Source organism: Streptomyces sp. NPDC058308, from assembly GCF_042880275.1.
Classification (GTDB): Bacteria; Actinomycetota; Actinomycetes; order Streptomycetales; family Streptomycetaceae; genus Streptomyces.
In genome coordinates this window covers 176,830-197,295 of record NZ_JBHVZA010000010.1, presented here as the reverse complement: position 1 = coordinate 197,295, position 20,466 = coordinate 176,830, and the positions used below count along the sequence as shown (strand labels likewise).

14 protein-coding genes and 1 tRNA gene are annotated in these 20,466 nt (G+C 66.8%); 11 read left to right on the top strand and 4 right to left on the bottom strand.

The window, feature by feature from the left end; genetic code table 11:
* Positions 1-43 precede the first annotated feature (43 nt).
* Positions 44-1,240 carry a hypothetical protein gene (locus ACFVYL_RS16460; RefSeq protein ID WP_389716250.1) on the top strand — a complete coding sequence of 399 codons (1,197 nt, stop codon included), beginning with the start codon at positions 44-46 and terminating at the stop codon, positions 1,238-1,240.
* 60 nt (positions 1,241-1,300) lie between these two features.
* On the opposite strand, the gene ACFVYL_RS16455 is transcribed toward ACFVYL_RS16460, so the two are convergent.
* Entirely contained in the window at positions 1,301-1,810 is a 510-nt protein-coding gene (locus tag ACFVYL_RS16455) for an RNA polymerase sigma factor (protein WP_389716248.1), read from the bottom strand.
* A gap of 511 nt (positions 1,811-2,321) precedes the next feature.
* Between ACFVYL_RS16455 and ACFVYL_RS16450 the strand changes: the two genes are divergently transcribed.
* The 6 genes from ACFVYL_RS16450 to ACFVYL_RS16425 all read left to right on the top strand — a co-directional run bounded on the left by ACFVYL_RS16450 (position 2,322) and on the right by ACFVYL_RS16425 (position 8,517).
* On the top strand, positions 2,322-3,290 hold the full coding sequence (locus ACFVYL_RS16450) for a LuxR C-terminal-related transcriptional regulator (RefSeq protein WP_389716246.1): 969 nt from the start codon (positions 2,322-2,324) through the stop codon (positions 3,288-3,290).
* A gap of 681 nt (positions 3,291-3,971) precedes the next feature.
* A complete protein-coding gene (locus ACFVYL_RS16445; RefSeq protein WP_388923736.1) occupies positions 3,972-4,082 on the top strand; it encodes a keywimysin-related RiPP in 111 nt (36 codons plus the stop codon).
* A 26-nt stretch (positions 4,083-4,108) separates the two neighbouring features.
* Positions 4,109-5,968, top strand: coding sequence for a lasso peptide isopeptide bond-forming cyclase (locus ACFVYL_RS16440; protein WP_389716244.1), 1,860 nt, complete (start codon positions 4,109-4,111; stop codon positions 5,966-5,968).
* A gap of 31 nt (positions 5,969-5,999) precedes the next feature.
* On the top strand, positions 6,000-6,254 hold the full coding sequence (locus ACFVYL_RS16435) for a lasso peptide biosynthesis PqqD family chaperone (RefSeq protein ID WP_389716242.1): 255 nt from the start codon (positions 6,000-6,002) through the stop codon (positions 6,252-6,254).
* The gene (locus ACFVYL_RS16430; RefSeq protein WP_389716241.1) at positions 6,251-6,688 is read left to right on the top strand and encodes a lasso peptide biosynthesis B2 protein; all 438 of its coding nucleotides are present in this window, start codon (positions 6,251-6,253) and stop codon (positions 6,686-6,688) included. Before ACFVYL_RS16435 ends, ACFVYL_RS16430 begins: the two co-directional genes overlap by 4 nt.
* A gap of 35 nt (positions 6,689-6,723) precedes the next feature.
* On the top strand, positions 6,724-8,517 hold the full coding sequence (locus ACFVYL_RS16425) for an ABC transporter ATP-binding protein (RefSeq protein WP_389716239.1): 1,794 nt from the start codon (positions 6,724-6,726) through the stop codon (positions 8,515-8,517).
* Positions 8,518-8,801: 284 nt separating this feature from the next.
* Here ACFVYL_RS16425 and ACFVYL_RS16420 read toward each other — a convergent pair whose 3' ends face one another.
* Complete coding sequence (locus ACFVYL_RS16420) at positions 8,802-9,431, bottom strand: hypothetical protein (RefSeq protein ID WP_389716236.1); 630 nt, start codon at positions 9,429-9,431, stop codon at positions 8,802-8,804.
* A 336-nt stretch (positions 9,432-9,767) separates the two neighbouring features.
* Between ACFVYL_RS16420 and ACFVYL_RS16415 the strand changes: the two genes are divergently transcribed.
* From ACFVYL_RS16415 to ACFVYL_RS16400, 4 genes are all read left to right on the top strand, one after another.
* Positions 9,768-11,237 carry an ATP-binding protein gene (locus ACFVYL_RS16415; protein WP_389716233.1) on the top strand — a complete coding sequence of 490 codons (1,470 nt, stop codon included), beginning with the start codon at positions 9,768-9,770 and terminating at the stop codon, positions 11,235-11,237.
* A gap of 69 nt (positions 11,238-11,306) precedes the next feature.
* Positions 11,307-14,102, top strand: coding sequence for a Z1 domain-containing protein (locus ACFVYL_RS16410; RefSeq protein ID WP_389716231.1), 2,796 nt, complete (start codon positions 11,307-11,309; stop codon positions 14,100-14,102).
* Positions 14,099-15,106 carry a PD-(D/E)XK motif protein gene (locus ACFVYL_RS16405; RefSeq protein WP_389716229.1) on the top strand — a complete coding sequence of 336 codons (1,008 nt, stop codon included), beginning with the start codon at positions 14,099-14,101 and terminating at the stop codon, positions 15,104-15,106. The genes ACFVYL_RS16410 and ACFVYL_RS16405 overlap by 4 nt, the downstream gene beginning before the upstream one ends.
* The gene (locus ACFVYL_RS16400; RefSeq protein WP_389716226.1) at positions 15,099-17,108 is read left to right on the top strand and encodes an AIPR family protein; all 2,010 of its coding nucleotides are present in this window, start codon (positions 15,099-15,101) and stop codon (positions 17,106-17,108) included. Before ACFVYL_RS16405 ends, ACFVYL_RS16400 begins: the two co-directional genes overlap by 8 nt.
* A 561-nt stretch (positions 17,109-17,669) precedes the next feature.
* On the opposite strand, the gene dcm is transcribed toward ACFVYL_RS16400, so the two are convergent.
* Together dcm and ACFVYL_RS16390 are read right to left on the bottom strand one after the other, a co-directional pair.
* A complete protein-coding gene (dcm, locus tag ACFVYL_RS16395; protein WP_389716223.1) occupies positions 17,670-19,598 on the bottom strand; it encodes a DNA (cytosine-5-)-methyltransferase in 1,929 nt (642 codons plus the stop codon).
* A 707-nt stretch (positions 19,599-20,305) separates the two neighbouring features.
* A tRNA-Ala gene (locus ACFVYL_RS16390) sits at positions 20,306-20,378 on the bottom strand.
* Positions 20,379-20,466: the final 88 nt, after the last annotated feature.

The following is a 20,466-nucleotide window of genomic DNA, read 5'->3' as shown; positions in this document are numbered from 1 at the left end:
GAGTGTGAGTGCCCCCGAGTGTGATGGAGAGAGGTACACGAGCATGACTGACACCGTTGCCCCGGTCCGGGCCGATGCCGCCGTCCGGCGGACCTGGCAGGCCCCCGGCGAGCTGCACCCCGACGACCGCCGCGAGTTCGGCGCGATGCTGCGCTACTGCCTGGACGGCACCGACGAGGGACGGATCGACCTGGAGACCGTGCCGCGGATCGAGTTCGGCGCCGCCGACGCCGCGCACGCCGACCGGGTCGAACGGCTCCTCGGCGAGGCCTTCAGGCGCTTCGCGGGCGCCCCGCAGCGCGCCGACCGCACCCGCCTGGACCGCTGGGACCTGGCCGCCGAGCCCGCGGCGCCCGCCGCCTCCGGCCCGCTCGGCGACACCCCCGCCGACGGCCGCATCGGTCCGGGCCTGTTCGTCAGCGGCCCCCGCAACGCGCTGCTGATCCGCACCCTGGAGCGGCTGCTCGGGCAGACCGCCGCACGGCTCGGCGCCGCCGAGTACACGGTGCCCGCGCTGCTGCCCTGGACCACCCTGGAGAAGGCCGGCTACACCGGCAACTTCCCGCAGCACATCACCGCCGCCGGGGTCGTCCGCCCCGACCTGGACGCGCTCGACCGCTTCGGCACCGCCACCGATCAGGCGGCCCGCGCGGCCGAGCTGGAGTTCACCCCGGTCGCGCTCGCGCCCGCCACCTGCCTGGGGCTGTTCGAGCGCTTCCAGGGCGCGCGCCTCGACGAGCCGCTGACGGTCACGGCCACCGGCCAGTGCAGCCGCTACGAGGGCAAGGCCACCGCCGACACCTCGCCGACCCGCCGCTGGTCGTTCAGCATGCGCGAGATCGTGTACGTGGGTGACCGGCCGGGCGCCCGCGCCTTCCACGCCCGGGTCCTTGAGGAGCTGCTCACGCTCGCCGAGAGCCTCGGCCTGCCGTGCAAGGTGCAGCCGGCCTCGGACCCGTTCTTCACCAGCGCCCGCCCGCAGATGGCCCAGTACCAGGCGGCGATGGACGTCAAGTACGAGCTGGTGGGGCGGATGGCGCACGACGGCTCGGGCGTCGCGATCTCCTCGCTCAACTACCACAACCAGCACTTCGGCAAGGGCTTCGACATCGCCTACGCCGGGCAGCCGGGCTTCTCCGTCTGCTGGGCCTTCGGCCTGGAGCGCTGGGCGCAGTGGCTCGGCGGTTACCTCGGCGACGACCCGACGGGATGGCCCGCGCAACTGCGCGAGCAGTGCTGACGACTGCCGCGCGCCCGGGCCGGCACAGACGTGGCCGGCCCGGGCGCGCGGTCGGGCGGATCAGCGCCAGGCTTCCTCGAAGTTCCGCCGGGCCCGGTGCAACCGCGACCGCACCGTGCCGACCGGCAGGGAGAGCACCCGTGCCGTCTCCCGCTCCTCCAGGCCGTAGACGGCACGCAGCGTGAGGATGTCCCGCTGGTGCGAGGGCAGCCGGTCCAGTACGTCGGCGATGGCGACGCCGAGCGAGGGGTCGGCCGGGGACGGCTGGTCGACCAGTTCGGCCGTCGCGGTCTGCCCCGCGCGCCGCGCGGTCCGCGCGGCCTCCCGCACCGTCACGGCACGCACCCAGCCGTAGAACGCCGCCGGCTCCCTGAGCGTGCGCAGCCCCCGGTACACGGCGAGCAGCGATTCCTGGACCGCCTCGGGCCGGTGTCCGGCGTCCACCGAGGAGCAGAGCCGTCGTACGAACGGCGTGATGTGGAGCAGCAGATCGTTCACCGCACGGTGATTTCCCGCCTGCGCGCTCAGGATCAGATGGGTAACTGGTTGGGCCGTGGCCGTCTCGTTCATTCCCCCGCCTTGCTGACATGTCTCGATGACCAGTGGATTCACGGGAATCGAGCACGCTGAAGGCAGCCGGAATAACCGGCTCCACTCTGCCCAACCCCCGTGCCTTCGAGGCTAGTGACAGAGATTGGCTGAACAAGTAATTGGCACTGGCTGGATTGCGCCATGGCAAAGATTCGCCATGGCGCTCCTCGCTGTCCGGCCGTGCGGACGACACCGGTACGCCGCTCCGGTCGCAAAAGAGGAGAGTCCGCCCCGTTTGTCGCAAGTCTCCTGCACGAGGCGTGATCTGACTCTCACTTACCGCTCTCACCTGCGAGGTCGCCCTAGAGTGACCCTCTATTCGTCGGTAGCCGCTGGACAGCGCCAAGCTCATTCACCGGAGGGCCGCTCTGTGAGAAACCGTGGACCCGGCACGGATGCCCAGGTGTCCGAAGCCTCACGGCTCGCTGTCTACATGGAGCTGCGAGAGCGCGGCGGCTCCGATCCGGAAGAACTGACGGACAGTTTCGGAATGTCCTCTTCCGAAGCGCGCGCGACGTGGGGTTCCCTACGCCGCCTCGGACTGGTGAGCTGGCCCTCCGAGACGGGCGACCGCGTCCTGCCGGTGGATCCGGAATTCGCGCTGATGCGGATGCTCCGGCAGCAACAGGCCATGGCCCAGCGCAGCCTGGAGGAGTCCCTGCGGATGCACGAGGCGATGGAGTCGCTCCTTGAGGTCTACCTCCCGGCGACCGGCTCCTCCCAGTCGCGCGTGGAGGTCACCGCCGCGGGCACCGTGGACGAGATGGTGCAGGCGCTGTACGACGTCACCGACTCGGCGCGCTCCACCCTGCGCACCGCCTACGCGGAGGCCAGCCTGCCGGCCCGCCTGCGCCGCAGGCTCGGCCCCATCCGGCAGCAGATGTTCGACCGGGGCATCCGGATCCGCTCCGTCCGGCTCCGCCGCGACTCAGCGTCCCCCGGCACCTACGACACGTTCAGCCGCCTGGCGGCCGCGGGCGTGGACCTGCGGCTCGCCTCGGTCATCCCGCTCAACATGGTGATCATCGACTCCGACTTCGCCGTACTGCCCGCGGCCGACGGGGAGTCGCGCAGCTCCCAGCTCACGGTCCGCGGGACGTCGCTGGTGAGCGCGTTCTCCGCGGTGTTCGAACACACCTGGCGCGAAGCGCTCCCCCTCACCCCCGAGGGCGAACGCTCCCCGTCCTGCCTCTCGGACGAGCAGCGCACGCTGGTGCAGCTGCTGGCCGACGGCATGAAGGACGAGGCCATCGCGCGCACCCTCGGCGTCTCGCCGCGCACCGCCAGCCGCCTGATCTCCGACCTGATGCAACGGCTCGGCGTCACCAGCCGCTTCGCGGCAGGCGCCCGCGCCGCCCAGTACGGCCTCCTCGCCCCCACCGGCCCGCAGCGCCTCACCTCACTGCCACCCCTCGAACCCGAACCCGAACCCGAACCCGCCACGGCTCTCGGCGGCTGACGCGGCCTTCAGCCCGCTGCGTCCTTCAGCCGTTCCTGGTCGCGCGAGCCGTCCTCCAGAATGCGGATCCGGGTGGCGCCCATATCCAAGGTTTTACCGTCGTTTTGGGAAACCGGGAAACCGCATTACTTCAATGCGGCGGCCCCGACGGAAGCGGCCCGAGACTGCTTCCAGGGCGAGACCCAATCCTCCCGGCACCGCGCCGCCCGCATCGGCTCGGCGCTCACCTTCGACCGCGATGCGGGAGTCCCACGACGGCGACATCCGGCCGTTCAAGCAGGATGGGCCCGGTCGAAAGCGCGGCGCCAAGGGTGAGTGCGCCCCGGCGGCTCCGTTCAACTTCTACCGGCGTACGCCTTTCTCCGCACGCCTGCCGCACGGTTCAATTAGGCAGTCGAAAACGTTTCTTCACCTTTCCACAACGCAGTCGGCAGACTGTTGCGGGCCTAATGGAACCGCCCGGACTGCGGTGCGGTCATCTGACTGCATTCACGCTTTACATACAATCTCACTTTCTTTAGGGGCCTTGTCATGCCATCCGCCTATGCACGTAACTATTGCCTGCACCCGCCTCCTCGCTCAGGGCTCCCGATGAGCGCCTGAGCAGGGCGGCGGTGGGCCGGCCTCCGGTCCGCCGCCGACCAGGGAGTCGGTCATGACACCTGCACAGAAGGAGACGTCATGAAGAAGACATACGAAGCGCCGACGCTCGCGAAGCTGGGGACGTTCCGGAAGAAGACGGGACTCCTGCAGAGGTCCGGCAACGACCGACTGATCCTGAGCAAGAACTGACGACCGACGGTTCTTGACCCGACGTCATGACTGAACTGCACGAGAGTGCGGGGACGGGCCCCGGCGACGCGCACTTCACGGTCTTCACCGACCATGAGGACGCGGCCGCCGTGGCCCGCTCCTTCGCCCACCCCGGAACACGCGTCCTGGATCACGCTTCGGGCCGGCCCTGGCTGGTGGGGCAGTGGCACGACCAGGAGATCGTCACCGCGCGCGCCGGCCACACGGCCCTCGCCGTCGTCGGCTGCTGCCCGATCGACGCCCCCCAGCTCGAGCGCCATGCCGGGCACCTGCGTGACCTCGCCGAACTCGACGCGCTGGCCCGCTCCCTCCCCGGAAGCTTCCACCTGGTCGCCACACTCGACGGGCGGCTCAGGGTGCAGGGCACCGCCTCCGGGCTCCGGCTGGTCTTCCATGCCCCCGTTGACGGAATCCAGGTGGCCGCCACCCGCGCCGACGTACTCGCCGCCGCGCTCGGCGCCGCCCCGGACGAGCAGCAACTGGCCCTCCGGCTGCTGTGGCCGACCCCCCATCCGCTCGCTGAGGCACCCATGTGGCGCGGCATCACCGCCGTCTCCCCGCAGGACGCGCTGGCCGTCGCGGCGGACGGCCGAACGGTGCGCCACTCACGCTGGTGGGCACCGCCCGAGCCGGTGCGCACGCTCAGCGACGGCGCGCCCCTCGTCCGCGAAGCCCTGACCACGGCTGTCGATGCCCGTACCCGGCAGGGTGGTGTGGTCAGTTGCGACCTGTCGGGCGGGCTTGATTCCACCTCCATCTGCTTCCTCGCCGACCGCTCTGCGGCCCGGGTGGTGGCCAGCACCTGGCCGGGCCGTGATCCCGCCGACACGGATCTGTACTGGGCCGAACAGGCGATCCGGTCGCTGCCGGACGTCGAGCACGTGGTCTGGGACGCCGATGCCTCGCCGCTGGTCTACACCGACCTGCTCGGCATCGACGACCTGCTGGACGAGCCGACCATCGGCGTCATGGACCGCTCACGGGTCCTGCACCATCTGCCCGGCCTGGCGGAGAGGGGCAGCCGCCTGCACATGACCGGCATCGGCGGCGACCACGTGGCCTGGTGTTCGGAGGCGTACTACCACCGCCTGGCACGGACCCGCCCGCTGTTCGCCCTGCGACAGCTGCGCGGGTTCCGGGCCCTGTGGCAATGGCCGCTCGGCGGCACGGCACGCGCACTGGCCGACTCCCGGCCGTACGGCAAGTGGCTGGCCGACTCCAGCGGCCGCCTGAGGGACCCACTGCCCGCCACCGTCAGCACCAGCCTCGGCTGGGGCATGCCCCCTCGTCTCTTCGACTGGGTCACCCCCGACGCCGAACGGACAGCGCGACGTGCGCTGCGCGAGGCGGCGGCGCACGCCGTCCCGTTGCACCCGGACCGCGGCCTGCACGCCGACCTCGACCAGATCCGTTCCTGCACGCGCATCGTCCGCCAGTGGGACCGGATGGCCGCCCGGGCCGGCGTACCCATGGCTTCGCCCTTCCTCGACGACCGCGTCATCGAGGCGTGCCTCGCCGTCCGCCCGAGCGAGCGTGTCACGCCCTGGCAGTACAAACCCCTCCTGACCACCGCCATGAGCGGGATCGTCCCCGATGCGTGCCTGCGGCGCACCAACAAGGCCGCCGCCTCCATGGACGCCGCCAACGGACTGCGTGAGCACCGCGCCGACCTGCTGGCGCTGTGGGAGGGCTCCCGGCTGGAACAGCTCGGCCTGGTCGACGGAGACGCCCTTCGCCGCCTCGCCCAGCGGCCGTCCACACCCGAACTGCGCGACGCCGTCCTCTACTCGACCATCGCCGCCGAAGTGTGGCTGCGCGGCCTGGACCGGACCAACGGCCCCAAGACGCCCGCCGCGTCCCTGTGACAACACCTCCCCCCGGCAGGAAGGCACACTCATGGCATTGAAGTTCGGCGCCGACGTATCCACGGCACAGACCGACTACGGCACCGTCCTCCTCGACGAGCGCGCCGGGCAGTACTGGGAGTTGAATCCCACCGCGACCTTGGTGGTCAGCACGCTGATGGCGGGCGGTGACGAAGCCGACGCGGTCGCGGCGCTCGCCGACGAGTTCGACGTCGACCTCGCCCAGGCGACGCGGGACGTCGAAGCCCTCGTACGGGAGCTGCGCACGTCCGGACTTGCCGCATGACGACGCCGAGCGCCTTGGAGCGGCCCAGCGGCGTCCCCTTCGGGCGGCGCATGGCCGCACGCGTCGTCCTGCTCCCCGCCGTCGCCCTCTCGCTCCTGCCGCCCCGCCGGATCCGCGCCCTGCTCGATGTCGCACGCCGCGGGGCCCGCCCGGCCACAGCCGCACAGGCCAAGGACGCCCGGGACGCGATGTGCGCCGTGAGCCTGCGCTGCGCGGGCCCGAAAGGCTGCCTGCCGCGCTCGCTGGGCGCCGCGCTGCTGTGCAGGCTCGGCGGCTCCTGGCCGACCTGGTGCACCGGGGTACGCGTCGTACCACCCTTCACCGCGCATGCCTGGATCGAGGCGGACGGCAGGCCCGTGGACGAGGGCGTACCGGACGACTACTTCACCCGCCTGATCGCCGTCGCCCCCATGAGCCGGCCGGCGGCCCGGTGAACGGCAGTCCCGTCGCGACCTCCGAGGAGGTACGGATGGGCGGCGACCGCTCGACCCGGGCCGCGGTCGCCACCATGTACCGGCTCACCACCGGGCACCGGGCCTCCGTCGTCGTGGCCACCGTGCTGACGCTGGCCGGATCCGCGCTCGGCCTGGCGCAGCCGCTCGTCGCCAAGCACATCGTGGACGCGAGCGGACGCGGACAGGTGCTGTGGCCACTGCTGCTGCTCCTGGCGGTGCTGTTCGTCACCGAAGCGGCGACGGGCGCGGTGGGGCGTTTCGTTCTGGAGCGGATGGGTGAGGGCGTCGTACGAGGACTGCGCCACGGCCTGGTGGCGCGGCTGCTCCGGCTGGAGATGAAGGAGTACGACCACCATCGCAGCGGCGATCTGATCTCCCGGGTCACGGCAGACACCACCCTCCTCAGAGAGGTCGTGTCCCAGGCGCTCGTCGACCTGGTGACCGGGGCACTCGTCGCAGCAGGCGCGGTGGTCCTCATGGTGTGGATCGATCCGCTGCTGCTGCTTCTGGTCGCCTTGACCGTGGCCACCGCAGCCGCGGTCGTCGCCTCGCTCCTGAAGGGCATCCGCGCCGCCTCCGAGCGCATGCAGACGTCCGTCGGCGCGATCGCCGCCGACCTGGAACGCGCACTCGGAGCCCTGCCCATGGTCCGGGTCCACCGCGCCGAGGACCGCGAAGCGGCCCGCATCGGAGAACGCGTCGAAACCGCCTACACCGCGGGCGTACGCACCGCGAAACTCGCCTCCGTGATGAGCCCGGCCGTCGAACTGGCCGTACAGGGCTCCTTCCTGATCGTCCTGGTCATCGGCGGACTGCGGGTGAACGGGCAGGCCAACTCACTCGGCGACCTGGTGGCCTTCCTGCTGTACGCCTCCTACCTCGTCCTGCCGCTGTCGTCGGTCTTCCGCGCTGTCGGCCTCATCCAGCGCGGCATGGGCGCCTACCAGCGCATCGAGCACGCGCTGTCCCTGCCTGCGGAGCCCTCGCCCCCGCGGCCGCAGCCGGTCCGGACTCGTCCACGCGAACCGGCCCGGCGCACCGGGCACGACGAGGGGGCCGCTCTCGCACTGCGGGACCTCAGTTTCGGATACACCCCGGACCGGCCCGTACTGCACAGCGTCTCCTTCACCGTCCCGCACCGGCGCCAGACAGCCCTGGTCGGCCGGTCGGGTGCCGGAAAGAGCACGATCTTCGCCCTGGCCGCCAGGTTCTACGAACCCGACTCCGGAACCCTGCTGTTCGACGGGCGGCCCTCCACCACACTGAGCCGCGCCGCATGCCGCGAACGCATCGCCATCGTCGACCAGGCCACCCACGTCGTCCACGGCACGCTTCGTGACAACATCACCTACGCCGCACCCGACGCCACCGACGCCGAAGTGCGGCGCGTCGTCGAACTCGCGCGGCTGGAAGAAGTCGTGCGGCGACTGCCGGGCGGCCTGTCGGGCATGCTCGGCGAGCGCGGCGGCACCCTCTCGGCCGGCGAACGCCAACGCGTCGCGCTGGCCCGCGCCCTGCTCGCCCGCCCCGCGCTCCTCCTGCTCGACGAGCCCACCTCGCACCTCGACACCATCAACGAAACCGCGCTGACCACCGTCATGAAGGACGTCGCCCAGGAATGCGCTCTGCTGGTCATCGCCCACCGGCTCTCCACGGTCCAGCACGCCGACCAGATCGTCGTCCTCGAAAACGGCCGTACCGCCGCCTTCGGGCGTCACGAGGAACTGCTCACCACCAGCCCCATGTACCGCCGACTTGCCGCCGGGCAGATGCTCCGCCCGCAGATGGGCACGAAAAATGCCCCCTGAAACTGCGTTTCCGCAGGTCAGAGGGCATTTAATTGTGGAGCCTAGGGGAGTCGAACCCTAAACGAGCAGCGCCCTGACCTGCGATTTTATCGATTCATTACGAATAAATCGTACCTTCTCGCCTCTTTCTATCCTGCCGGGTTCGGCTCGATCCCACTGGCTCGTCCTGATGTGCCCACTGGTGGGCACCAGCTCACATATCGTTGCTCCTGCAACTCAGCCGTGCTGAAAACCTATAAAATACGACTTCGGCTCACTCGCATCCAGTAAGCGAGCAAATGATGTCACTCGCCATCAAGGCGGGCCAACGCATCATCCAACCCGTTGACCCAGCCAGGTGGCGGCATGTTGTCGAAGTCGTCCCGGTGCTCTAGGACGAGGTGCGCCAGCCTGTGGAAGTCCGCGACCGAGCGTGCGTACAGGTACCAACCACCGCCGTACTGCCGGATGCCGCAGCTCGCGAATTCAGCGAGGCGCGCGATGAGCCGTGCTCTCCCCGCGTCGAGGACGAGCCCCACACGTGGGTACTTCGAGTGGTGTTCACCAGGCACGCCGCCGCGACATGAGTAGAACGTGGCCGTGCGTGCAGCAGAGAGTGCCAAGACGAGGCCGGCAACCCCAGGATCGTTCCAACGAAACTCTTGCATGAGCTCGGCGTGACCCACGTCGTCGTGCTCACAGATCGTGTTCATCACCTCCGCGATCCCGTCGGACGTACTGGACGCCCCAGAACGCGCCAGGATCTCCGCTTCTTCGACGAGGCAGGCTTCGACCTCGCTCCAGGCAGGAAGCCCCATGCACTCGTACCCCTCGTGGTCGGTGAAACCGACCGCAACATCCTCAGCCGTCAAGTCGTCCGTCAGTTCTCCGAGTTCGTAGACGCGACGTACTTCCACCTCGAAGTCCGGAATCATGCGCTCATTCTGTCGGAGGTCATCGGCTGCTGGGACGCAGATGACGCACTCCACGCCCTGGTCACTTCGCGGGGTGGACTTCACCCGCCGTCGGGACCTCGACGTCGGGCACCCGTGCCAAGCCGACAGGGGGAAAGTCCAGAAAGTCAGGGATCTTGCATCTCCCTCCACTACGATCGCCACTGGGTAGGGGGCTATGCACTAACGATCTACATGACCAGCAGGCGAAGATCCCTCCGTACCCGGTGTGTCCGCCCGCTCGGTGCCACATGGTTCTCCGAAGCAGCCGTACACCGAACTCCATTGTCCGGGGCGGGAAGCAGGCTGAGACCAGAGATGACCTACGACATCGCGCCCCCGGCGCCCGTCGGCATGGTGGCCTCCTTGAGCTCCCTTGGATACTCGCTCCCGGACGCTTTGGCGGACTTGGTCGATAACAGCGTTTCCGCAGAGGCTCGGACTATCGAGATCGACTTCACCTGGGCCGGGCGAGAGTCCTGGATGGCGATCACAGACGATGGCTGCGGCATGTCGAAAGAAGAGCTCATCACCGCCATGACGGTCGCCGCCCGCGGGCCCGCAACGGACAGATCGTCCACCGATCTCGGGCGCTATGGGGTCGGCCTGAAGTCTGCCTCCTTCTCGCAGTGCCGTCTGCTCACGGTGAGCACCGCCACCTCCGGCGACTGGATCACCCGCACCTGGGATCTCGACGTCGTCGAGAAGACCGGAGAGTGGAGACTGCTGCACACCCCGACTGTCGAGACCTCGGTGATCCTGGACAGGATCACCGAAAGCCGGAGTCGCGGCACCGTGGTCCTGTGGCAACGGCTCTCGGGCTACCAGGCTGTTTCCGAGAAAGATAAGAAGACCCAGCAGCAGTTCTACGACGAGGCCGAGAAGGTCCGCACACATCTCGGTCTCGTGTTCGCACGCTTCCTCATCGGTTCGTCCCCGCTGACTATGCGGGTCGCAGGTGTCGGAGTCTCGCCCTGGGACCCGTTCCTCACATCCAACCCGTCGCTACGCCGACTGCCGCCGGAGCCCCTGCCCCTCGACGGCCACACGGTCCTCGTGGAGCCCTTCGTTCTCCCTGGCTCCCAGCGGTTGACCCCCGATGAGTACGACAACGCTGGCGGCCCCCAGGGGTGGCTGCGGCACCAGGGCTTCTACGTGTACCGGAGGGACCGGCTGATCCTCGCTGGCAGCTGGCTCGGTCTGCGGGGCCTCCGTCGCGAGGAACGGTTCAATCTGGCCCGCGTCTCCGTGGACATCCCTGCCGAGATGGACGCTGAGTGGCGCGTGGACGTGCGGAAGGCCGCGGTCGTCCCGCCTGTGGCCCTGCGACGGCACCTCACCCGGATCGCCCAGATGGTGCGTCGGGAGGCCGCCGAGACTGTGCGGCACCGGGGTCAGATCGCAGCGCGACAACACAGCGGGCCGCTCTCGTTCCCCTGGACCGTACGGCGCGCTAACGGCAAGGTCAGCTGCAAGATCAACAAGCGCCATCCGCTCGTACAAGCGGTCCTCAAAGACACCGACTCCGACCCGGCTCGCATCCGGGCTCTCCTCCGTCTTCTAGAGGAGACGGTGCCGGTGCCCGCCCTGCGAGTCCTGCACGAGACGGATACGCCGGACGACCCGGAGCCGTTCGGCGGCCCTGGCCCGGCGGATGCGCAAGCGATCGAGGTCGCCCGGCAGATGTACGAGGCTCTGTTGGCGCAGGGGAGATCCGCCGTGGAGGCGAGAGCCCTGATCAGGACGACACAGCCCTTCGACCAGCTTGACGGGTTCTGGAGCAGCTGACGCCCTGTCAGTGGTACCGGATACCGTTCAACTCCCTGCACAGTCAGAGCAGATAGCCAGGAGGGCCCCGTGAGTACCGTCGATGACGAAGCGTTCGGCCATGCAGTGACGGCAGCACTCATGTTCCTGCCTGGTGACCGTCAGGCCACCCCTGAGGAGGTCGAAACCGCCACGAACATGGCCATGAGCGTCGTCAGCCTGCAGGGGATGACAGTCGACCGCACGCGGTTGGCGAAGGAGCTCGAGGCCAAGACGAACGTCTACCAAGAGGACTCGGCAGCCCTGCACAACTCCGAGGGTCACGTCCCGTGGCTGGCGGATGCCAAGAACGACCGCGACTGGGCCTTCTGGGATCGGTACAACCGGTATCTGAAGACCGTCGTCGGTATGCCTCCCCAGGTGGTGCGGTCGCTGGACCGGAGCACCGAGGAGGTACTCGGCGAACTCGAGGACCCCCGTCGCCCTGGACGATGGAGGCGGACGGGCCTGGTGATCGGCCAGGTCCAGTCGGGCAAGACCGGACAGTACATCGGGCTCGCCACGAAGGCCGCGGACGCCGGCTACAGACTGATCGTCGTCTTCGCGGGCATCCACAACGACCTCCGCAGCCAGACCCAGCTCCGCATCGACGAAGGACTCCTCGGGTTCGACACGCAGTACCAGCTCCGCTCCGACCAGGAAGGCGCCAACCGGAAGATCGGCGTGGGGGCCATGTCCCACGTGGAGCAGTTGCCAGTGGCATCACTGACCAACAGCGCGGAGAAGGGCGACTTCGACAGGCGGACCGCTTCGAAGGCCAACCTCCCCATCGCCAGCTTCCCCGTCGTGCTCGTCGTGAAGAAGCACCGCCGGATCATCGACTACCTCCGGACCTGGGTCACGGAAGTCCACGGCGAGGAGGATCCTCAGTCGGGCCGAAAGATCGTCCGGGACATCCCTCTGTTCGTGATCGACGACGAGGCCGACAACGCGTCCATCAACACCGCGGACCCCGACTCCGAACCCACGAAGATCAACGAGGCCATCCGGAAGCTGGTCAACAGCTTCGACAAGGCCTCGTACGTCGGGTACACGGCCACGCCGTTCGCGAACATCTACGTCGACTCGGATGCCGACCACGACATCCTCGGCGAGGACCTGTTCCCCCACAGCTTCATCCGCGCCCTGCGTGCTCCTTCCAACTACCTTGGCCCGGAGCGCCTCTTCGGTCTACGGGTGCACGACGAGGAGGAGGACGACATCGACCCGCTGCCGCTGGTCGAGCACGTGACGGACACCGCGTCGTGGGTCCCCGACAAACACAAGTCGAGTTGGGTCCCGAGTGGAGACCTTCCGTCCTCGCTCCGGCAGGCGATCCACTCGTTCGTCCTCACCTGCGCTGCGCGCCGTGCCCGCGGGCAGGTGAACAGGCACAACTCCATGCTGGTTCACGTCACCCGGTTCACCGCGGTCCAAGGGCACGTACGCGACCAGGTGGACGACTACGTACGGTTCCTCTCGGAGAGTCTCCGTGACCGGTACGGCAGCGCCTCCGCAAGCTGTCTCGCCGAGCTCCGCACACTCTGGGAGGAGAACTTCGTCCCGACCACCGCCTACTTCCCCACCGACGAAGCCGAACGACTCACCTGGGACACAGTCGCCGAGGAGATCCTCCCGGCGCTCCTCAAGTTCCGCGTCAAGGCGATCAACGGCGCTGCGAAGGACGTTCTCGACTACTACGAGAACCGTCACAAGGGTCTGTCGGTCATCGCCATCGGTGGTGAGAAGCTCTCGCGCGGGTTGACCCTCGAAGGGCTCTCGGTCAGCTACTACCTGCGTGCTTCGAAGACGTACGACACCCTGCTCCAGATGGGCCGATGGTTCGGTTATCGGCCGGGCTACGAGGACCTATGCCGCCTCTACACGACTCCGACCCTCGAGTCCGCCTACGCGGAAATCACCGCGGCAACCGACGAACTGCGCCGGGACGTCGAGGAGATGTCCGTGCTCGGGCTGACGCCCCGGGAGTTCGGCCTCAAGGTCCGGACCTCCTCCCTCGGGCTTGCGATCACCGCCGCCAACAAGATGAGGCAGGGGACGCGCGTACGACTCAGCTACTCGGGCGAGCTTCCCGAGACCACCATTTTCGACCTCGACGACGGCACACCGCAGAAGAACCTGGACGCCCTCCGGTCCTTCACGGAGACTTTGGCTGGCCTCTCGGCACCCGATGTCGATTCGAACAGCGGCAGCCTCACGTGGAAGCACGTCCCGCCGGAGATCATCGCCGCCAGCTTCTTCGACACCTATCAGACGGCAAAGGAAGCACACCGTGTGCGGCCGAAGTTCATCGCTGACTACGTCCGGAAGTGCGCTGCGCACGGTGAACTGACCGACTGGACGGTGCGAGTTGTCGGCGTGAACTCACGACCGCTCGCCGGCTTCGTCGACATCACTGGTTACTCCGTGGCACTGGTCACGCGTCAGGAGTCCGGGCGCAAGACTTCCGGCCGCTACACGATCAAGCGCGTTCTGAGTCCCAGGGACGAGAGCATCGATCTCGACAAGGACCAAAGTGCACTGGCTCTCGCGGCTACGAAGAAGGCAGCGGAGGGCTCGAAGAAGCGCGACGGTTCACCCCGCAACCCCACGACTGCAACCGGTACGCCGCTCCGCTTCCAGCGGCGCCCTGACCAGCCCCTGCTGCTCATCTACCCCCTTGCACCGCCGAAGAGCACCGACGCCACCGACCCAACCCCGCTCGTCGGATTCGCGGTGAGCTTCCCGTTCTCGGAGCGCCAGATCAAGACCGAGTACGTTGTCAACGACGTCTGGTGGAAGCAGGGAGCCGACTTGGACGTCGAAGAAGACGAGGACGACGAGTGATCGACGAGAGCATCTGGCACGAGCTGGAGACCCCCCAGCCCGGAGCAGGACGTTCCGTCCGACGCCTGTTCCCCGAGTCGCCTCACGACATCCACCTGTCGGTGACCCACCCGGGGCACCGCCGGATGCTGTTGTTGCGCGCCGATGCCAGGGCCGCTGACCGTGTCCGGCGCCTCCTCGTCGATCTGCCCCAGACCAGCGGCCTGAGCCTGTCACTCAGTTCAATCTCTCCTCGGGAGTTCGAACTCCAGGTGTCGCTGACGGCCGACGACCTTCGCGAGGTCTTCTCTCCGTTGGTCGAGGACATCGCGGAGGTCGTGCGGGATACGGACTCGGGCGAGACGGCGCTCGAGGCGGCGGTGCGGCGTTTCCTCCACTGGCAGCAGCTCATGCGGACCGTGAGCCGGGACGGGCTGGGGAGCGAGGGCCGACGGGGACTGTTCGGCGAGCTGTACTTCCTGCGCGAGTACGTACTGCCCGTGATACCCCACACCGCCGCGGTGTCCGCATGGACAGGGCCCGAGGGAACGGCCCAGGACTTCCAGCTCACTCACGCGGGAGTCGAGGTCAAGACGACGACCGTGAAGAGCCCCAGCACCGTACGTATCTCGAACGAACGGCAGCTCGACGACACCGGAGTCGAGGCCCTGCTGTTGGCCCAGATCTCGGTGGACGAGAGGCGAGGTGGTGCCGGCGAGAGCCTGAACACGCTGGTCGACAGCGTCAGGAGCGCGATCGGCAACCCACTCGCACGGGCACGGCTGGACGCGCAACTGATCCGAGCAGGGTACTTCCCGAATCAACGAGACCTCTACGACGAGCCTCGGTTCACTCTCCGGCGCGCGGACCTGTGGAAAGTGGCCGACGGTTTCCCCCGCATCGTGGAGTCGGATCTTGCTCAGGGAGTCGGAAACTGCATCTATGACATAAGCGTCTCAGCGCTTGAGCAGCACCGTGTATCGACCGTCGAGGTCGCCGAACTGATCAGAGGTACCGATGGCTGAGCTGGCCCTTCACGACTACGTCCGCACGCTCATGAACGACATACAGTCGCTAGCGGAGAACGAGGGCGCCTCCATCCCGAAGACGTTCACTCGACGTGTGTTGGAGCAGCTCGAGGAGGCGGGCGTGGTCTCCAACTCCCACGTCGCCTACCACCAAGAGCACGGTGTTGTCGTGTATGGCTTCGGCGTGAGCGAAGATCGCTCGACTCTTGACCTGTACACCACCGAGTACGACCTCGCCCAGGGACAGCCCGGAGCTGACAAGCTCACCAAGGGCGACACCGCCAAGGCGTACCGTCGGCTACTCGCTTTCCTCCGTAAGTGCGGCACCATCCGCAACAACCACCCCGAGACGACAGAGGTACATGAGCTCTGCGAGGGCGTTGAGAAAGCCCTCGCCGACGCCGTCAAGATCCGGCTGTTTCTTTTCAGTAACCAGGTGAGCACAGCAGGTGCTCTCCCAGAACCGACGGACTTGAACGGCGTACCCGTTATCCACGAGCTCTGGGATCTCACACGGCTCCATCGCCACGAGACCTCGGGATCCCTCAGTGAACCCATCGTGGTGGACTTCGATCCCCCGCTTTCCTGCCTGTCGGCGGAGAGTACTGAGCCCGACCACTCGGTGACTCTCGCCGTACTGCCGGGAGCACTACTTGCCCAGCTTTACGACGACCATCGAGCGCGGCTACTAGAACTTAACGTCCGGGCCTTCCTCCAGATCCGCACCGGCGTCAACCGCAAAATCCGCGAGACGTTGCTGAAGCGGCCGGAGCGCTTCCTGGCGTACAACAACGGGATCACCGCCACGGCATCAGAGGCGGAATTCGTGATGGATGCAAATGGCAACTGCGTCGCTATCCGGCAGCTGACCGGGCTCCAGATCGTGAATGGCGGCCAGACGACCGCCACGCTGCACCACGTCATGAAGCGGGACAAGAAGGACCTCTCCGAGGTCAGAGTACAGATGAAGCTGTCCCTGGTCGCTCCTGAACATCTCGAGGAGATCGTCCCCCGGATCTCGGAGTACTCCAACACGCAGAACAAGGTGACGCTGGTCGACTTCAGCTCCAACCATAGGTTCCACGTGGACTTCGAGCGAGTCAGCCGGGCCCTGTGGGCACCAGCCACAGACGAGTCCGGCCAGGAGACTCGTTGGTTCTACGAACGGGCTCGGGGCCAGTACGCGCAGGAGGAGGCAAAGCACGTCACCGTACCGGCCAGACGGAAGTTCCGGGCTCTTCATCCCACAAGGCAACGGTTCAGCAAGGCTGACCTCGCAAAGTACGTGAACTCATGGAACGAGCTGCCGCACCTTGTGAGCCGTGGCGCCCAGAAGAACTTCAACGAGTTCATGGAACGCACGAAGAAAGAGCCGCCCGTAGTCGACGTCTCCTTCTGCAAGCGAGTGATCGCCATGGGGCTGCTCTTCAAGGCTGTGGACGCGGTGGCGAAGGAGCACGAAGCTGGCAGTCACAAGGCTCTCGTCACCGCCTACACCATGGCCCGGTTGTGCTCGGCGACGGAAAAGCGGATCGATCTCGACCGAATCTGGCGTGAGCAGGGTGTCTCCCCAGCGCTCGTAGCCGCAGTTCACGACCTGTGTCCCCTTGTGATGGAGAGAGTGATCGCGCCGGGCAAGCACGTGACGGAGTGGGCGAAGAGCAGCACCTGCTGGGAGGACGTCTCCCGCCTCAAGTGGGACATCCCCGAGGAACTCAGCACCGAGCTACTGGCGCAGCCAGTGGAGTTCACGAAGGACACGTCAGAGGCCGAAGAACAGCGGTTGGCCGACGTCCGAGCTATCGGTGCCGAGGAGTGGGAAGCGCTCGGCGAGTGGGCACGTCAGACCCGAAACCTCGAGCCCTCCGAACGGCAGCTCGCGACCGTGATCGCCACCAGGCTACGGACCGGTGGCGACATCACGGCCACCCAAGCCGCTCAAGTTCTGTCGGTACACGAGACTGCTATCGGAATCGGGTTCAGTCCTGCCGTGATCTGAGAAGCAGCGGTCAGGGTTGCTGAGTGTCGGCCTTGAGTGTCGGCATCACAGCGTTCCGGCACCTGACCGCGTCCTCAGCTCGCTGAAGGACAATCCGATCACCTCCGTCACTGACCGCAAGGATTCCGGCCCGGCGGCAGGCTCGCCTCTGCGAGGAAGCCCCACGGCAGCTCAACCCTGCCATGGTGCCGAGGCTCACAGCAGGGCTGGTACTCGGATTACGAGAGGGGGGGGTGGCAGGCTTTCCTGCCCCACTCCTCCACGAACAGTGCAGCGGGCAATGGCTGCTCTTCCGGATCCCACACAAGGTTCCCCTCGCTGCACCACCAACTTCCTGCCGTCACGCCCCCTAGGTCACGGGTCTTCGTCGACGGATGCTTCTGGCATCGCTACCGCGAAAATCGAGACGAACCGGTCTTGGACCTGCGCAACACCGAAGCGGTGATGGCAACGGGGCGGTCGATCGTCCGAGCCTGGTAGTGCGACGTTCGCTCAGCAGCGATAACCCTGTGCTTCGGATCACCGCGGAGTGCGCGCGCCGGTTCTCCTGATCTCTACCGGTCAGTGCGCCGCGCCCACACCAGCTTCAGCTGCGTGGTGAAAGAGGTCTTCCCCTTCCGGCTTCCCTGCACAGTGCTTCCGCAGGGGGCACTGTGCGCAGTAGGGGTTTCTCGCGGTGCACAGTGTGCTCCCGATGACACGCAGCGCGGCCATCCGTAGGGGGCCGTCACTTGCACCCACCACTCGGACGAGATTGACCCTTCCATCGCTCAGTCTGTTCGTGCGATCGGCGTCACTGTTGTTGAGTCTCGCAGCAACTCGGATTGCTCCCTGCGTGACCAGAAGAAGATCTTGGTCCCCAACGAGAAGGCTGTACAAACGCTCCTCTGCGGGGCGCAGCCCGATACGTTCCGGAACCGCGTGGCTTTTCGACGGCTGCCACGCGTACCGGTCGCCGACGAGGGGAAGCAGGCGTGCGATCTTCGCAGCCACCCCAGGGGTGGGGGCTTTCTTAATAAGTGCCTCGTACAACCGCTGCGTGACCGCCTTGCGTCCCCGTGTGAGTTCCATAAGCTCTCGAAGCTGCATGGGTTTCATCTTCGAGCCCGAAAGGACCGCCATGACGGCGGCCTGCGTCGACAGCATCTCGTCACCTGGGAACTGGTACCACTCCTCGCCCTTCCGCGCCTTGTCTGCCCACGCCGTCAGGTCGTCTCGGACGACGCGCCAGTGCGGCTGAAGCCCGCCTTGAGGCGCCCGCACACCAGCGACAGGCAGAACCGCCATGGCCGCTTCCTTGCCCAGTAGCGGAGGAACGGCGTTACCAATCTGCCGGAAGGCGTCGCTCCGCGTTCCGGCGAAGCGGAATCGATCCGGAAACGTCTGAACCCGAGCTGCCTCCCGCACGGTGAGTGTCCGAGGCTCCCGGGGGTGGATGTACCAGTAGCCGTCCTTAGCGATATGCGCCGTGATCGAACGACTACGGTCCTGCCAGTCCAACCTCTTGTACTTATCCGTGAAGTTGTCCGCTCTGTAGCGTCGCAGCTTCTTGGGGATGTCCGAGTACAGCGTGCTCGAGTCCATGTGGTAGGAGAAGATCTCCCAGTCGTCCGGCCGAACCCGACGCGTCATGTGGTCATGTACCACTTCAGGGTCGGCACCCCTACGCATCTGAGCAGCGAACTCGGACAACTCCTGCCCATCCTGGTATGGCAGCGCGCGTGCGCCGACCCTCTCCCGCGCAATGACGTCGAGTTTTGGAAGGTCCCCGATAGCATCACGGAGCGAGACGTGCTTGTCCCTCTTCGGACTCCAGTCGAACCTCTCGACATCGTTCCGGGCGAGAAGGATGAGCCGCTTCCTGTGCTGGGGCACCCCGTAGTGCCACGCATCGACCAGCCGCACCTGCGTGGCGTAACCGAGGGTCTCCAGCTTCTCCTCGATGATGCGGACAACTGCGAAATCGTCCCCCAACCCCATGTCAGGGACATTCTCCATCAGCACTGCGCGCGGACGTACGCGGGTGACCACGTCCAGGTACGCCTGCCACAGCTCCTTTCGGCGATCACGTGGGTCCCGCTTGTGGTTGAGCACGAGATCCCGGATCTTGCTGCGGCCAGCCCGGCTGAAAGGCTGACAAGGTGGGCCGCCAGCGATCAGATCAATCTTGGCATTCGTCAGTAGACCGACAAGCCGATCACGTTCGCCCGGATCCCCAAGATCCATACGGAGACTGAGGCCGGAAAAGTTACCAGCATGCGTCTCCAGTGCCCGTTCATCGAAGTCCACAGCGGTGGCTACGGTCCAGCCGGCCTGCTCGACCCCAGAGCTCAGGCCACCTGCACCAGAGAACAAGTCCACTGCGAGTCGGTCAGACGCATGCCTCTCCAGCCAAGCAGGAAACTCCTCCTCCGTGCAGCTTTCCGGATGGCGAGTCAGCTGGAGGTAGTCCGACCTCTCCAGGGGAACCTCGTACTTCCCCTTCTCCACAGCAGACCCCTCCGTACGCATGACATGAACGAGCACCAGGACAACATGATCGCGCCTCCGGAAGCAACCATTCCGGCAGACTGAAGCCAACCCTCGTGCATCTGTTTGTCGCAGCACCCGTGAGGTAGAGAGCAGAGACGCTGGCGCTTCTCCCGCCCCGCTCATCGCGTCAATGCGCTCCAGTTGACCTCATCTTAGGGGACACCACTGTCACTGATGAAGCTCCCCCGCTGATCTGCAGCCTCAGTCCTGTCAGCGCCTTTTAGCTCTCATGGACAGGCCTTCCCGGAGGGAAAATACGCAGCCGGGGCGCCGATGCTCCTAACCCGTCGCTCGCTCATGATTCGTTCAGAGCCCGGCGCTGACATCCGACCGTAGCGGCTGCCATCACGGGCTGCCGCGTCATCGGCTGCCACTGAGCCCATGGAAGTCTGCCGCCGCTCCGAGGTTGGCCCAAGGCCCTCCGCCCGCTTGGCAGACAGCACCAGAGAAGTAGGCCCTGGCTGCTCCGCTCACTCATCACGCACCACCGCTGCGCCAGCACGCCACGACCCGGGCCTAGGAGATCACCGGGGGAGGGAAGGGCGTGCAAACCCCTTGAAAGGTACGGGCTCCCCCAGGGCCGGTGAGCACCGATGTGCCCACTGATGGGCACAAAAAATGCCCTCTGAAACCGCGTTTCCGCAGGTCAGAGGGCATTTACTGTGTGGAGCCTAGGGGAGTCGAACCCCTGACATCTGCCATGCAAAGACAGCGCTCTACCAACTGAGCTAAGGCCCCGAGCCGATACCTCGACCGGAAGAATCACCTCCCGGCGTGCATCGCAGACCAGAGTACCGGGTCACCCCCCGGATCTCGCAAAAGGATT

Coding starts and splice junctions, on each gene's coding strand:
- ACFVYL_RS16460 (WP_389716250.1), top strand. CDS start 44: ATGACTGACACCGTTGCCCCGGTCCGGGCCGATGCCGCCGTCCGGCGG.
- ACFVYL_RS16455 (WP_389716248.1), bottom strand. CDS start 1,810: ATGAACGAGACGGCCACGGCCCAACCAGTTACCCATCTGATCCTGAGC.
- ACFVYL_RS16450 (WP_389716246.1), top strand. CDS start 2,322: ATGTCCTCTTCCGAAGCGCGCGCGACGTGGGGTTCCCTACGCCGCCTC.
- ACFVYL_RS16445 (WP_388923736.1), top strand. CDS start 3,972: ATGAAGAAGACATACGAAGCGCCGACGCTCGCGAAGCTGGGGACGTTC.
- ACFVYL_RS16440 (WP_389716244.1), top strand. CDS start 4,109: ATGACTGAACTGCACGAGAGTGCGGGGACGGGCCCCGGCGACGCGCAC.
- ACFVYL_RS16435 (WP_389716242.1), top strand. CDS start 6,000: ATGGCATTGAAGTTCGGCGCCGACGTATCCACGGCACAGACCGACTAC.
- ACFVYL_RS16430 (WP_389716241.1), top strand. CDS start 6,251: ATGACGACGCCGAGCGCCTTGGAGCGGCCCAGCGGCGTCCCCTTCGGG.
- ACFVYL_RS16425 (WP_389716239.1), top strand. CDS start 6,724: ATGGGCGGCGACCGCTCGACCCGGGCCGCGGTCGCCACCATGTACCGG.
- ACFVYL_RS16420 (WP_389716236.1), bottom strand. CDS start 9,431: ATGATTCCGGACTTCGAGGTGGAAGTACGTCGCGTCTACGAACTCGGA.
- ACFVYL_RS16415 (WP_389716233.1), top strand. CDS start 9,768: ATGACCTACGACATCGCGCCCCCGGCGCCCGTCGGCATGGTGGCCTCC.
- ACFVYL_RS16400 (WP_389716226.1), top strand. CDS start 15,099: ATGGCTGAGCTGGCCCTTCACGACTACGTCCGCACGCTCATGAACGAC.